Source organism: Kribbella solani (assembly GCF_014205295.1).
GTDB lineage: Bacteria > Actinomycetota > Actinomycetes > Propionibacteriales > Kribbellaceae > Kribbella > Kribbella solani.
Window position 1 is genome coordinate 3,704,599 of sequence record NZ_JACHNF010000001.1, and the last position, 14,085, is coordinate 3,718,683.

General features: G+C 68.9%; 15 protein-coding genes. 2 read left to right on the forward strand and 13 right to left on the reverse strand.

Features of this window, described 5'->3' with window-relative positions; translation table 11 throughout:
- Positions 1-25: 25 nt before the first annotated feature.
- Together HDA44_RS16685 and HDA44_RS16690 are read left to right on the forward strand one after the other, a co-directional pair.
- Complete coding sequence (locus HDA44_RS16685; RefSeq protein ID WP_184835429.1) at positions 26-1,249, forward strand: histidine kinase; 1,224 nt, start codon at positions 26-28, stop codon at positions 1,247-1,249.
- Complete coding sequence (locus HDA44_RS16690; protein WP_337906052.1) at positions 1,246-1,905, forward strand: response regulator transcription factor; 660 nt, start codon at positions 1,246-1,248, stop codon at positions 1,903-1,905. The genes HDA44_RS16685 and HDA44_RS16690 overlap by 4 nt, the downstream gene beginning before the upstream one ends.
- A gap of 74 nt (positions 1,906-1,979) precedes the next feature.
- On the opposite strand, the gene HDA44_RS16695 is transcribed toward HDA44_RS16690, so the two are convergent.
- The 13 genes from HDA44_RS16695 to HDA44_RS16755 all read right to left on the reverse strand — a co-directional run bounded on the left by HDA44_RS16695 (position 1,980) and on the right by HDA44_RS16755 (position 14,005).
- The gene (locus HDA44_RS16695) at positions 1,980-2,840 is read right to left on the reverse strand and encodes an SCO6745 family protein (protein WP_238352469.1); all 861 of its coding nucleotides are present in this window, start codon (positions 2,838-2,840) and stop codon (positions 1,980-1,982) included.
- 254 nt (positions 2,841-3,094) lie between these two features.
- Positions 3,095-3,916 (reverse strand): SDR family oxidoreductase, encoded by an 822-nt coding sequence (locus tag HDA44_RS16700; RefSeq protein WP_337906054.1) that lies wholly within the window; start codon positions 3,914-3,916, stop codon positions 3,095-3,097.
- A gap of 358 nt (positions 3,917-4,274) precedes the next feature.
- Positions 4,275-4,883, reverse strand: coding sequence for an NAD(P)H-dependent oxidoreductase (locus tag HDA44_RS16705; RefSeq protein WP_184835431.1), 609 nt, complete (start codon positions 4,881-4,883; stop codon positions 4,275-4,277).
- Positions 4,880-5,623 carry a dienelactone hydrolase family protein gene (locus tag HDA44_RS16710; RefSeq protein ID WP_184835433.1) on the reverse strand — a complete coding sequence of 248 codons (744 nt, stop codon included), beginning with the start codon at positions 5,621-5,623 and terminating at the stop codon, positions 4,880-4,882. Before HDA44_RS16710 ends, HDA44_RS16705 begins: the two co-directional genes overlap by 4 nt.
- A 24-nt stretch (positions 5,624-5,647) precedes the next feature.
- A complete protein-coding gene (locus tag HDA44_RS16715; RefSeq protein WP_184835435.1) occupies positions 5,648-6,037 on the reverse strand; it encodes a nuclear transport factor 2 family protein in 390 nt (129 codons plus the stop codon).
- Complete coding sequence (locus HDA44_RS16720; protein WP_337906056.1) at positions 6,034-7,671, reverse strand: FAD-dependent monooxygenase; 1,638 nt, start codon at positions 7,669-7,671, stop codon at positions 6,034-6,036. The genes HDA44_RS16715 and HDA44_RS16720 overlap by 4 nt, the downstream gene beginning before the upstream one ends.
- The gene (locus tag HDA44_RS16725) at positions 7,668-8,837 is read right to left on the reverse strand and encodes a CaiB/BaiF CoA transferase family protein (RefSeq protein ID WP_184835438.1); all 1,170 of its coding nucleotides are present in this window, start codon (positions 8,835-8,837) and stop codon (positions 7,668-7,670) included. The genes HDA44_RS16720 and HDA44_RS16725 overlap by 4 nt, the downstream gene beginning before the upstream one ends.
- 33 nt (positions 8,838-8,870) lie before the next feature.
- Positions 8,871-9,287 carry a Zn-ribbon domain-containing OB-fold protein gene (locus HDA44_RS16730; protein WP_184835440.1) on the reverse strand — a complete coding sequence of 139 codons (417 nt, stop codon included), beginning with the start codon at positions 9,285-9,287 and terminating at the stop codon, positions 8,871-8,873.
- Entirely contained in the window at positions 9,284-10,468 is a 1,185-nt protein-coding gene (locus HDA44_RS16735) for a thiolase C-terminal domain-containing protein (protein ID WP_184835442.1), read from the reverse strand. Before HDA44_RS16735 ends, HDA44_RS16730 begins: the two co-directional genes overlap by 4 nt.
- Positions 10,465-11,940, reverse strand: coding sequence for a UbiD family decarboxylase (locus HDA44_RS16740; protein WP_202887400.1), 1,476 nt, complete (start codon positions 11,938-11,940; stop codon positions 10,465-10,467). Before HDA44_RS16740 ends, HDA44_RS16735 begins: the two co-directional genes overlap by 4 nt.
- A 59-nt stretch (positions 11,941-11,999) precedes the next feature.
- On the reverse strand, positions 12,000-12,506 hold the full coding sequence (locus HDA44_RS16745) for a VOC family protein (protein ID WP_184835446.1): 507 nt from the start codon (positions 12,504-12,506) through the stop codon (positions 12,000-12,002).
- Positions 12,507-12,554: 48 nt separating this feature from the next.
- Positions 12,555-13,136 (reverse strand): UbiX family flavin prenyltransferase, encoded by a 582-nt coding sequence (locus tag HDA44_RS16750; protein ID WP_184835448.1) that lies wholly within the window; start codon positions 13,134-13,136, stop codon positions 12,555-12,557.
- Positions 13,133-14,005, reverse strand: a complete 873-nt coding sequence (locus tag HDA44_RS16755) for an isocitrate lyase/PEP mutase family protein (RefSeq protein ID WP_184835450.1) — start codon at positions 14,003-14,005, stop codon at positions 13,133-13,135. Before HDA44_RS16755 ends, HDA44_RS16750 begins: the two co-directional genes overlap by 4 nt.
- Between the last annotated feature and the right edge of the window lie 80 nt (positions 14,006-14,085).

Consider the following 14,085-nt stretch of genomic DNA (forward strand, 5'->3'; position numbering starts at 1 on the left):
GCCGCCTTCGTAGACTGAAGGCATTGTGAACACCGCTGTCCTGACCCCGACGAGCCGCACGCTGGCCTGGTGCCTGCACCTGCTGATCATCGGCTTGCTCACACTGGCCGCCGCCCGGGCCGTCATCGGCAGCCGGCCCCACGCAGGTTGGATCGTCGCCGTGGCGCTGACCTGCGGCCTTGCGTACGCGGTCGGGCCACTGCTTTCCCGGATTCGTACGTCCCGGAGAGCCGCTGCGGTTTGGCTGGCCGCGGTGGGCCTCGTCTGGTTGGTGCTGCTGGCCCTGTCCCCCGACGGCATCTGGGTGGCGTTCCCGCTGTACTTCCTCCAGCTCCATCTACTTCCGCGCAAGGCCGGCCTGATCGCCGTACTCCTCACCGCGGCCGCGGCCGTCGCCGGATTCGCGGCTCACCAGCATTCCTTCAACCCAATGGTCGCGATCGGACCCGCGCTCGGCGCCGCCGTTGCGGTGGCGGTCGTCTGGGGCTACCAGGCCTTGTACCGCGAGAGCGAACAACGCCGGCGGCTGATCGAGGAGCTGACCGCCACCCGCGCCGACCTTGCTTCCGCCCAGCACAACGCGGGCGTACTGGCCGAGCGGGAACGCCTGGCCCGCGAAATCCACGACACCCTCGCGCAAGGACTGTCCAGCATCCAGCTGCTGCTGAGCGCGGCCGAACGGGCCCTGCCCGGCCAGACCGAGACCGCCATCGCCCAGGTCGGCCAGGCCCGCCAGACCGCGGTCGACAACCTCGCCGAGGCCCGCCGCTTCGTCGCCGCCCTCAGCCCACCCGCGCTGGAGCGGAACACCCTGGCCGACGCGCTCGAGCGGCTGTGCACAACCACCTCCCGGCGTCTCCCGATCAGCGCCCGCTGGCAGACCACCGGAGACCCCGTGCCGTTACCTACCGAGCACGAAGTCGCACTGCTGCGGATCGCACAGTCCGCGCTGGCCAACACCGTCCAGCACGCGCGCGCGACCGTGGTCGAGGTGACCCTCAGCTATCTGGGCGACCACGTCGCGCTCGAGATCACCGACAACGGCGTGGGATTCGATCCGTACGAGTTGCCGGCCGCCTCGGTCAGCGGCGGCTTCGGGATCACGGCGATGCGCACGCGAATGGAGGAACTCCACGGTAACCTGCACGTCGACTCAGACCCACACCACGGCACCACACTCCACGCCGAACTCCCACTCACCATCGCGCCTCCTCGCAAGCGTCCAGCCGGGGCGGAGGGGTGGGCGTGAGCTCGGGTGGGAAACCTTCGGGCGGGGCCGGGGCGATCCGCATTCTGCTCGCCGACGATCACCCGATCGTTCGCGCCGGGCTGCGCGCCGTACTCGGCACCGAAGCCGGCCTGGCGGTCGTCGCCGAGGCCGCCACCGCGGAGGACGCGGTCCGCCGCGCCGCCGAGGGTGGGATCGACGTGGTGCTGATGGATCTGCAGTTCGGCCAGGGCATGACCGGCGCGGAGGCCACCGCGCTCATCACCTCCCGCCCGGACGCGCCGCGCGTCCTCGTCGTCACCACGTACGGCTCCGACGCCGACATCCTGCCCGCGATCGAGGCCGGCGCGACCGGTTACCTGCTGAAGGACGCCCCACCCGAGACACTCGCCGCCGCCGTACGAACTGCCGCCGCCGGCCGGACCAGCCTGGCCCCCGCGGTCGCCGACCGCCTGCTGACCAGACTCCGAACACCGGGTACGACGTTGACCCGCCGCGAAACCGAGGTCCTGGTACTGGTCGCCGAAGGCCTTTCCAACCAGGCGATCGGCCACCGCCTCCACCTCACCGAGGGCACCGTCAAATCCCACCTGGCCCGGATCTACACCAAACTCGGCGTCGACTCCCGCACCGCCGCCATCGCCACCGCCACCGACCTCGGCCTCATCCGCCGCTGACCGGCTCACGCGTCCACCAACCGCACGCCGCGCAACTCGTCTAACTGCCAGCTTCAGCGGTCAGCGGTCAGCGGTCAGCGGTCGGCCTCCTGTGCCGCGGCGGCGATCGGCTCCAGGTCGGTGATCAGTTGGTCGAGTTCTTCGACTGAGAGACTGTTGTAGGGCGGCGCGGCCAGTTCGTCCGTGAGTGCCTCGATCCGCGCCTTCGTCTCCCGCCCGGCGTCCGTGAAACCACCGTCGGCATCGACAAGACCACGGTCGCGCATCCCGTCGACGACAGCATCCAGCCGCGCCTTCGGCAGGTGGTGAATCCGGCCGAACTCCTCCGCCCGCATGCCCAGCGCGAGCGCCATCAGTACATGCGACTCCGTACCCCCGATGCCATTAGCAACCAAAGCGGCATTGTGCCCGTCCCCGCGATGCTCCCGCAGCAGCGTCGCCGCGTGCCAGAGCCTGGCTACCGGATCCTCCGGCACGGCAAGTGCACGCAGCCCCGCGTACAAGACTCGCCCTTCGATCGGCGCGCTCACGGCCGCGCGGGTCGCGACCTCGGCGGCCCGTACCAGACTCGTTGAATCAGCCAGCGCACCGATCGCCGCCCGCAACGCGGCAGCGCTGCCCCGCTCGCGGATGGCGATCGCCTCCGCCGGAGTGACCTTCGCCCAGACCCGCGGAATGTGCCGCGCGACCTCGCCCGGGGCGAAGTTGTAGAACACCGCGTGCACCACCTCCGACGACGCGAGGCCCAGCGGCGCCGCCCGCCCGGCGAAGTACCCGTCCCAATAGTTCCGCATCCCGACAGCCAGGAACTCGTCGTTCGGTATGTCCGAAAAGGTAACGGTCGCGATCGGCTCCACCAGCTCGAACATCCGCCGAACCTTCGCCTGCGAGTGCGCCATCCTGAGCTCCACCTCCAGTCCCGGCCGCCCCTTCATAAGCAGCACCTACCCCTCCAACGAACACCCCACCCCCAATCCGACACCCCATCCCCATTTGAGAGGTGAACCTCCCCCTGTGCCCGTTCACCACCCGCATGCGAGCGGCGAACAGACAACAGCCCACGTTCACCTCTCAAATGACCGGGGTACGGCGCGGGGCGGTGGGGGGTGTGGGCGGTGGGGGGCGTGGGCGACGGCAGGGGTGGGGCGGTGGGGGGGGCGTGGGCGACGGCAGGGGTGGGGCGGTGGGGTTACATTGCCCAGCGGCGGAAGCCGGCTTCGGTGTTGATGGTTTGGCCGGTGATCAGCTGGCTCTCGGGTGAGGCGAGCCAGCGTACGACGCGGCCGATCTCGTCCGGGCGGGTCCAGCGGCCGGACGGTAGCGCGCGGCCGACCTGTTCGGTGAGCTCGGGCGTTGCCCAGCCGGTGTCGACCGGACCGGGGTTGATGGTGTTGACGGTGATCCCCCGGTCGATCAGCGCGTCCGACAGCGTGAGAGTCAGCTGCTGGATCGCGCCCTTGCTGATCGCGTACGGCACCTCCTGGCTCATCGGCGCCAAATGCTGCCCGGAGGTGAACATGATGATCCGCCCAGCACCGCGCTGCTCCTCGTACGCGGCCGCGAACGCCTGCGCCAGCAGCACGCTCGCCCGGGTGTTGACCGCCCAGGTCAGGTCGAGCTCGGCCGCGGTGACCTCGGCGAGGGTGTGGTTCGAGCTGCGGGCGTGGTTGGCGACCACCACATCCACCGCGCCGAACGCCTCCACCGCGGCGGCGATCACCTGTCCGGGTGCGTCCGGTGCGGCGAAATCGGCCGACACGTGCCGCAACCGCTCGCTTGCTGCTGGGCCGGGCGCTCCGGGTTGGTCCTCTCGGCCCAGCGCCTCGATGATCCCGGCTTCGCCCACCGGATCGGCGCCCCAGGGCAGCTCCGCGTCGCGAGGCGCCCACGAGTGCACGAGCACTGACGCGCCCGCCGCCAACAGCTCCTTCGCCACCGCGAACCCGATCCCGACCCGCCGACTCACCCCGGTGACCACCGCCACCCGGCCCGCCAGCGACCCCGAGTGCACGCCCGCCGGCGCACCCGGCCGGTCACTGGTCGACGTCGACGTCGACGTCGACGTTGCCGGTGCCGACGCACCCGGTCGGTCACTGGTCGAAGTCGACGTCGATGTGGACGTTGCCGTTGCCGGTGCAGAGGCCGGTGCCGGTGCAGAGGCCGGTGCCGGTGCAGAGGCCGGTGCCGGTGCAGAGGCCGGTGTCGGTGCCGGTGCGCCGGCGTGCGCCGGTGCCGATGCCGGTGCGCCGGTGTGTGCCGGTGCCGGTGCCGGTGCGTCGGCGTGTGTCGGCGCGGGCGGCGCGCCACCGCTGATCTCATTACCCGTCATCCGGCGAAGGCTACCTGCCTCGTCCTCGCGGAACCCCTGGTTATTGCACCCGTTCGGCCCGGGTACGGGCGACCGTGCCGGTGCGGAGTGGACGCAACGCGGCAGCCAGATCCAGGAGCTCGGTGACGAAGCGCTCGAGGCGTTCAACGATGTCGGGGGCAACCAAACACGGTTCGCCACCGTTGACTGCCGGCAGGTAGTCGGAGTCCATCGTGCACAGTGGCGTCGTCGTACTGACGCCGCGGAGACCACGGACCACCGTACGCAACTGGTCCACCGCTTGCGTACTGCGCTGGCGCCCGTGGCTGGCCAACCCGACCGGCTTGTGCTGGAACTGCCGCATCGACAAGCAGTCCAGCGCATTCTTGAGTACGCCGGAGAACGAGTTGTGATAGAGCGGCGATGCCAGCACGATCGCGTCGGCGGCGTCGGTCAGCTTGACCAGTCGGCGCACGGCCAGGTCGGGGTGGTTCTCGGGAGCCCGGTGGAACGCCGGATCGGCGATCGGTACCGGTTGCTCCGCGAGATCCCACCAGGCGACTTTCGCGTTGTCGGTGGACAGCCGGGCACCGACCGCGGTCGCGAGCGCGGTCGTGTACGAAGGTTTGCGCACGCTGCCCGTGACGACGAGAACCCGTAGCTCAGTCACGATCGGGTTGCCCAGCGGCGAGTTGGTCCGGGCGAGGCTGTGGTGAGGAGTTGGCTGGTGAGGAAAGCGACCGCCTGCGGCCAGGATGCTGCTCGCGCGTCGGCGTTGTGCGGTTCCGGATGCCCGTCGACGTCCATGAAACCGTGCTCGGCCGCCGGGTACACCTGGATCGTCGTCGGCGCGCCACGCTCCTGCAAGGTGGCCTGCAGGTCGAGGAAGGTGTCCAGTTTGGTCAGATGATCCTGGCCGGCATAGATCAGGTGTACGGGCGCGGTGATACTGCCCGCGACCTCCACCGCATCCACCTCCAGGTGCGGCGGCAGCGGCCGGATCAGCGTCGGGAAGTACGGCACGACCGCGGCCAGCCGGTGATCGACGGCCGCGTGCATCAGGTTGAACCGTCCACCCATACAGAAGCCGATCGTCCCGACCCGTCGAGCGCCCAGGTCCTCGATCAAGTAGTCGGCACACGTGGTCAGCTCGGCGATCACGGTCGAGTCCTTCAACGCGGCCGAGCGGGCGCGCACCTCCTTGTGGTCAGCCGCCGGCGCCTGGCCCGGGTACGGGTCCCAGATCAATGTGGTCAGCCCAGCGCCGGCCAGCTCGGCCGCCAGGTCCCGCACCCGCTGGTTGAGCCCGAAGGCGAAAGGCACCAGCAGAACCGCGGCGTCGTTGCCCGCCTCGGCCCGCGCCAAGTGACCGGACAGGCCACGAAACTCAAGGTCTTCGGATGTCGTCATGATTTGGTACTCCAAAAGTAGGCGTCACCAGCTGCTGCTGGTCCGCGACTGGAACCGCCAGCCGTCAGCGGTACGGATGAACACGTCGGTCATCAGACCGAAGGCATGAATGACCGGAGCCGCTCCGGCATCCACGCGCAGCCGCAGGTTGTAGCAGCGGCCGCTGGCACGGTCCTTGCCGTCAGCAACGATCCTGATGTTGGTATACAGATGCCGAACCCCGGCCGTCCCCTCACCGAGACCGCGCAGCTGGTCCCGGCCTCGGGTGACGCGACCGTCAGCGCGGGTAAAGGAACCGTCAGCGGTGAACAGCTCGGCGGCCGCACCGGGTTCTCCGAGATCGAAACAGTGCGCGTACTGGGCGTACAGGTCGTGGATTTCCAGCAGGTCCGCCGCGGCGAGCACGTCATTCATTGGCCGCCCCCACGAACAGTGTCCAGGGCCGCCGCCGGATCGGGCGGCTCGCTGTCTCCCCGCCACGCGACATGCCCGTCGGGGCGTACGAGCACCAGCCGCCGCTCGTACTGCCGCGCCAGCTCGGGATCGTCCCAGCGGATGACGCGCAGTGGTATACCAAATTTCTCCGCCGCCACCCGGAACCCGCCGGACCAGGCACCGTCGAACGCCAGCAACGTGAACCCGTCGCCGAAAAGATCCAGCGTCGAGCGCCCATCCGGCAGTACGCAGTGCGGCGCCCGGTTGCCCGGCGCGCTGCTCTGCACCCAGGACGCGGCATCGTCGAACGAGACCGGCTCAGCCGGATCCGAGTCGCCCAGCACGACGATCGGCGATCCGGCGTAGCTGTAGCCCAGCTCCAGCGCCGGTGATTCCAGCGCGAACTCCTTCTCCCGGCTGGCCTTGATCCTGGCCGCAAGCTCCGTCCGGTGACTCGCGCCTTCGACCGTGTCGTCCTCCAGCGAGGACGGGATCTCCAACCGGGTGTCGTCCCGGTGCAGCGCCTCGGCGTACCCGATGTTCCGCAGCCCGACCGGCCGCCGCTCGGCCTCGTACGACCGCAGCAGTCCCGGTCCGCCCCAGCCATCCACGACCGCGGCGAGCTTCCACCCGAGATCCACCGCGTCCCCGAGGCCGGTGTTCATGCCGAAACCGCCGGCCGGCCAGGGCAGATGCGCCGCGTCTCCGGCCAGGAACACCCGCTCGGTCCCGTACGAGTCGGCGACCACGCAGTGCCCCGACCAGGTCCGGGCGTTGAGGATCTCGAATGGCATACCAGGCAACGCCCGCCGGCAGACTTCTTCGGTGTCCATCGCGGACAGGTCGTAGTTCTTGTCGTGCCACAGGTTGACCCGCCACTCGTCCCGCCCATCGACAGAGGTGACGACGCCACGCGCGCGCGGCCCGACGAGGTTGTAGTAGGCGGCCGGTCCGACGGTCCGGTGCGAGTTGAGCGGAGCGCGGACGGTGATCGCGACGTTGGCCGTCTCGGCGAAGCGTCCGCTCAAACCGATCCCGAGCTGTTTGCGTACGCCGCTGCGGCCGCCGTCGCATCCCGCGAGATAGCTGACCTGCACCTGCTCGGTCGTCCCGCTCTCGAGATCGGTGAGCTGTACGAGGACGCCGTCGGCGCTCTCCGTGAAGCCGTCGACCCGAGTACGCAACCGGATCGTCACCGCGGACAGCCCGCGGACGGTGTCCAGCAAGACTGGGTCGAAGTAGGTTTTCGGGCACCAGATCCGCGATTCCGGGCTGAACCGTGATCGTCCCGCGGGATCGCCGTTGGCCGGGTGCTCGAAGCCGACCAGTTCATGGCCGGCGAAGCTTGTCACGTACCGGTAGCTGCGCGGGTGATCCGCCGGGAACCCCGAGTACCGCACGGCGTCGGCGATGCCCCAGCGGCGCAGATGTTCCATTGTCCGGGTGTTGACCAGGTTCGCGGTGGTGAAGTCGACCGTGCCGGTCCCCTGATCCACCAACAGCGTCGGCACACCCCGCCGCCCCAACTCAACCGCAAGCGAAAGCCCCACCGGCCCCCCACCAGCCACCAAAACCACAGCCCGCCCACCACCCACCGCACCCGACGCACTCACAGGACGTGCTCCGTGGTGAGGCGGTCGATGGCGTCGGCGGACAGGCCGAGCAGTTCGGAGTAGATCTCGTGGTTGTGCTGACCCTGCGCCGGTGCGGGCGACGTGATCGCCGACGGGGTCTCACTGAACCGCACCCACGGACGCAGGAAGCGCGCCGTAGGCGCTCGCGGATCCTCCACCTCGACGAACGCACCCCGCGCCTCGAGATGCTCGTCCTCCAACACCTCAGACAACCGGAGGACCGGCCCGGCCGAGATCCCGATGGACAGGAACACCTTCCACAGCTCGTCCCGGCTGGTCTCGCGGACCCAGGCCGACACCTCCGCCTCCAGCGCCTCGACGTTCGCCCTGCGATCGGCGGCCGTGGCGAACCGGGGATCGGCGATCGCCTCCGGCCGCCCCATCGCCGCCGCGAACCGCTCCCACAGATCGTTGGTGATGTCCGGCAGATGAAACGCGATGTACCCGTCGGCGCACCGCTTCGGCGCGATACCGACCGGCCGTCCCTCCACCTGGGTGTGGAAGTTCGCGATCATGAAGCCCATCAGGGCCTCCTGCATCGACACCGACACCTGCTGACCCGGACCGCCACGCTCGCGGGCGAACAGCGCGGCAAGAATGCCCAGCGCCATCGACACCCCGGCCGCCTCGTCGCCGATCCCCTGCGGCTTCAGGCCGTCCTGGCCGGCGTTGTCCCAGGCACTCGCGGTCCACCCGCTGCTCGCCATGATCGTCGCCGCGTTCGCCCGCATATGCGCGTACGGCCCGTCCTCGCCGTAACCGCGCGAACTGGCGTATATCAGGTCCGGGTTGAGCTCCTTCAGTTTGGTATACCCAATGCCCAGCCGGTCCATCACCCCGACCGAGAAGTTCTCCACCACCACGTCGGCCTTGCGGGCCAGCTCGCGGAACAGCTGGACGCCGCGCGGGTCCTTGAGGTTCAGCGTGATGGCCTTCTTGTTCACGTTGACGACGCGGAACTCGTACCCGTCGTGATCGGCGTCGACCGGCATCCAGGCATGCCGGAAGCGGTCCCCGGCGCCGTGCTCGATCTTGATCACCTTCGCGCCCAGATGCGCGAGCAGCATGGTGGCGAACGGGCCGTTCAGGACATGGGTCAGATCGAGGACCAGGACGCCGTCGAGCGGCCCTTTCCGGATGGACATCAGTTACCTCCACGCATCAGTTACCTCCATGCATCAGTTGTCTCCACGCATCGTTGGCAGGGCGATCTCCGGGGAGACCGGCGTGAATTCGGCGGCGACGGGCAGCCCGATCCGTACGTCGCCGGGTCGGCAGCCGAGCAGCTTGGTCGTCAGTACGACCTGCCCGTCGGTGCCGTCGAGTACGACCTCCGCGAGCACGTACGGCACCTTGCCCAAGGCCGGATGCAGGACCCGGTGGACCACCACCCACGACCGCACGACTCCGGAGCCAGGCAGCTCGACCCACTCATGTGCTTGCGAATGGCAACCAGGACAGAACTCCGCCGGAGGATGCCGCCACCGCCCACAACCGGTGCATCGCTGAGCACGCACCCGACCCTGAGCACAGCCCGCCCAGAACGGCGCGCTGTCGGCATCGGGTACGGGCAGCGGCGGCCCAGATCCCTTCATCCAAAGGCCTTTCTCAGTACGAGCGAGCTGTCGCCACCTTGTCCGCAGACGAGCCCGACCTCGGCGTCACGGACCTGACGACAACGCCCGCGATCATGGTCGTGAGCGCCGGCACACAAGTCGTCGCGAACCCCCTGAGTACGCAGCTGCTGCACCGCCTCCACGACATGCCCGAGCCCTTGCAGGTACGCCTCCGACAACAGACCACCGTGGGTATTGAGCGGCGTCGCGCCATCGAGACCCGCCTGCCCATCCGCGATCCAAGCCGGCGCCGCGCCGACCTCACACAGACCGAAATCCTCCACATGCTGCAGGCAGGTGCCGGTGAAAGCGTCGTAAAGCTGAGCGAAATCGAGCTCGTCGACGGTGATCCCAGCAGCCCGGTACAAGGCAGGCGCGGCCGCCGCGGCGTGCGTACGGTGATCCGTCGCCGGAACCGCGCCGCCGAGACCGGCCAGGATCGACACGCCACCGTGCCGCAGGTCCCGCGCCCGCTCGCTCGAAGTCACGACCAGCGCGGCCGCGCCATCGCTGGTGAGACAGCAGTCCATCCGCCGGAACGGCTCGACGATCCACGGCGACTCCTGATGCTCCGCCACCGTCAGCGGGTCCCGCATCATCGCTTTGGTGTTCAGTACGGCATGCTCACGCTGGAGCACGGCCAGCCCGGCGAAATCGCGGTTCGTGATCCCGTACCGCTGCATGTACGCGGTGACGGCCGGCCCGAGATTCGCGGCCGCGTGCAGCGCGCCGAACGGTACGCCCCACTGCCGTTTGCCGCGGGCCTGATCCGGTGGCGGCAGCAGCGCCGGTCGTTCACTGCGGCCGTTCATCGCCCGGTATACCAAAACGTTCTCGCACAGCCCGGCGTACACGGCCATCGCCGCCGAGAGCACCGCCGAGCAGGCCGCGGCGCCGCCAAGGTTGTCGAACAACTGGTAGTCACACCGGCTGAGCCCCAGCGCGGCAACGAGTTCTTCGGGCCACATCGTGTCCGGCGCCCAGCCGTAGCAATAGGTCACGACGCCATCGATGTCCGCGCTGGTCAGGCCGGCGTCGTCGATCGCCCGCAGGCTCGCTTCGGTTGCCAACGCGGTGGTCGTACGGCCCGAGTCGCGGCCGAACGCGGTCCAGCCGATGCCCGCGATCGCGGTCGCGGCGCGAAAGGCCGCGCCGGTCACGAGGTCTGCTCCGGATGAAAAGTGCGCGGTACGGACGGGACGCCGGTGAAGCCGAGCTCGGACCAGCGCCGAGTGACCCGGTCGTACGTCTCACGCCGCAACGCGGTCCGCTCGGAGAACACGTCGAGATACCGGTGATCACGACAGGCATTGATCAAAGCCTTGGAGCCGTACCGGCGGATCTCCGGCGGGTTGAGCGTGGGGTCCAGCGGGGTCGACCAGGTCTTGCGCAGGATGTCGATGTCGTCGATCGGACTGCAGCGCGTCGACATCGCCCACAACACGTCGTTCAGATCAGTGGGATCGACATCGTCGTCGACGGCAACGATCCACTTGGTGTAGTACGCGCCGCCGGGGCACTGCGCGGCGAGCGCCAGCGCCTGCGCGGCATGCCCCGCGTACCGCTGGGCCAGCGAGATCACCACGACACCGAAACCGCCGGCCGCCGCGGGATGCGAGTAGACCCCGGCGATTCCCGGAATGCCCATCCGCTGCAGGTCGTTCCAGATCCGGGCCGACCGCACGATGCCGAAGAACGTCGACTGTTCACAGGCCGGATGGTCGGCCATCAACGCGTGGGTGACGATCGGGTCGTCCCGGTGGTGGATGGCCTTGACCCGCAGCAGCGGCGCGGCACCCTCGGGACGGCCGTAGTACCCGGTGAACTCGCCGAACGGTCCTTCCATCCGGCGCGCGCCCGGCTCGGCGACACATTCCAGTACGACGTCAGCCCGGGCCGGGATCAGGAGATCGCTGTGACGGGCCTGCACTACTTCGACCGGAGCGCCGCGCAGGCCGCCGACATGGTCGTACTCCGAGACGTTCTTCGGGAAACTCTGCGAGCTGACCAGGAACTGCAGCGGGTCGACCCCGAGCACCACGCAGACCGGCACGTCCTCGCCGCGCGCCCAGCGACCTTCGATGTGCAGCAGCGCGTCCTTGCCGGGGGACATGTACAGCCCGAGCTCGTCGCGCCCGTGCACCATCATCCGGTACGTGCCGAGGTTGAGGTTGCCGCCTTCGGGGTTGCGGGTGATCACCGAGTCGGCGGTCCCGAGGTACCGGCCGCCGTCACCGGGCCAGAAAGTTGCGGCGGGCAACTGCCCGAGGTCGATCCGGTCGCCGGTCAGGGTGTTCTGGAAGACCGGCGCGGCGCCCGGGTCGACGAGCTTCGGCTCGATCACGCGGCCGAGCTTGCGCATCGTTGCCTCGATCAACTCGGTCGTGCCGAGCTCCGGGTCCTCACCGAGCGCGACCGCGACCCGCCGCCGGCTGGAGCCGAACGGGTTCCAGAGCGCGCGGTACCCGGGCCGGCCGGCGATGTTCTCGAAGAGCAGCGCGGGCCCGCCCTCACGGCGACCGGCCAGGTACGTGATCGCCGACATCTCCTCGTCGACGTCCACCTCGGCGCCGATCCGCTGCACTTCGCCCAACTCGTCCACGACCGCCAGCCACTCACGCAAGTCGCTCACAACCACTTCGGCAACCTCCTCATCAGATACGTCAGATACGGCTCATCAGGGTGACCTGCTCAGCCGACCGGGTTCGCCGCGGCTTCTTCGAGTGAGCGGACTCGCCGCCACTGCTCCGCCGGACGGGCCTTGCCGTCCCAGCCGATCTGATCCATCCCGGTGTAGAGCTCGACGTCGTACCCGTCCGGATCCAGGAACTCCAGCCCGGGATTGCACCCCGGACCCTTCCGTCCTTCGAAAACGATCGGCACCCCACGCGCATGCAGGAAGTCCCGGATCTCGATCAGCTCCGCGAGCGAACCCACCTCGAAGGCGCAGTGATCGAACCCACGCTGCCGGCGGCTCTTGTCCGGCAGCGGGTTGTCCTCGTCGGCCGGCGCCAGCCCGAGCACGTGATGATCCGCCGCGCAGCGCAGGAACACGTACCCGTGCTCGTTCCGGTCGGAGACCGTGAACCCCATCACCTCGGTGTAGAAGCGGGTGCTCACCTCGATGTCGCGCACCCGCAGAATCAAATGCCCGAGCTTCCGCACCTTCACCGGAGTCCCGGAAGTCCTGTCACCCATCTCCACCTCCAGATTTACTACAGGCCTCTACTTTGTATCATGTAACAGTTAGCTCGACCACCGCTGGATCAGGTTCAGGTGGATGCCGAACTGGTCGAGGATCTTCACCACCGTGTGGTCGATCAGGTCCTCGACCGTGTCCGGGCGGTGGTAGAACGCGGGCACCGGCGGCAGGATCGTCGCGCCGGATTCGGTTGCCTGGGTCATCAATCGGAGATGCCCCAGGTGCAACGGCGTTTCCCGGACCGCGAGGACGAGCGGTCGCCGTTCCTTCAGGCAGACGTCCGCGGCCCGGGTGAGCAGGTTGTCGTTGTAGCTGGACGCGATCGCCGACAGCGACTTGATCGAGCACGGCGCCACCGCCATCCCCATGGTCAGGAACGATCCACTGGAGATCGCGGCGGACAGATCGCGATCGTCATGGACGTGATCCGCCAGGCCCAGCACGGTTTCGGGATCGCGGCCCAGCTCCAGTTCGATCGTCCGCCGGGCACCGCGCGACACGACGAGATGGAGCTCGATGTCCGGCCGGTGCTCCCGAAGTGCCTCCACCAGGCGTACGCCGTAGTGCGGCGCGCTTGCTCCCGAGATCCCGACCACCAACCGGGACGGCGGTTCGACGGCACTCATCCACCGAATCGCTTCTCGAGATCGGCCAGCTCGGCCGCGCCCTGCTCGGACTCGAACCGCCGCGCCTCGGCGATCCCGGGCGTGCGATCGATGTAACCCTGCAACGAACCGCTGTCACGCAGTTCGGTCAGCAGTGCCCGCTGCGCATGCAACGCCGCCGTGAGCAACCACCCAGGCAGAAGTGCCGCGTCCGCGCCAAGTTCCGCGAACCGCTGCACCGACATCCCCTTGGGCAACACGCCGATCAGCGGCTTGTCGAACGCGGCGCGAGTCTTCGCGATGTCTTCAGGCGTACGAGCCGCCAGCCACAGCGCGTCCGCCCCGGCCTCGACGCACTCCCCCAGCCGATCCAGTACCTCACCGAGATCGCCTTTGACCTCGGAGCGCGCGATGACCAGCAAGCTGTCGTCCGTACGCGCATCGACCGCGACGCGAATCCGATCGACGAGTTCACGCCGGCCGACCGTCGCGGGCTCGACCCCTTCCAGGTACGCGGGCCGTTTCGGGAAACGCTGGTCTTCCAGATGCAACGCGGCGACCCCGGCACGCTCGTACTCGCGCACCGTCCGCGCCACGTTCGCGACCCCGCCGAACCCGGTGTCGGCGTCCGCGATCACCGGCAGCTCGACCGCGTCCACCACCCGCCGGATCGCGTCGACCGTCTCCGTCAGGGTCAGGATTCCGGCGTCGGCGTACCCGGCCAGATGATGCAGAACGCTGCCGGAGCAGTGCACCGCGGGCATCCCGACGGACTCGATCAGCCGCGCGGTGACCGCGTCACCACAGCTCGGCGCGAGCACGATGTCCGGCCGGGCGAGCAGCTCCCGCAACCGCCGGCGCCGGTCGCCCGCCGTCGTCCCATCAGCCATTCGGACCCTCCTCGAGAATTTAGTACAGGCCTCTACTTTGCATGATTGCATAGTTTCCAGGTTCAGAGTACGTTGGCCGG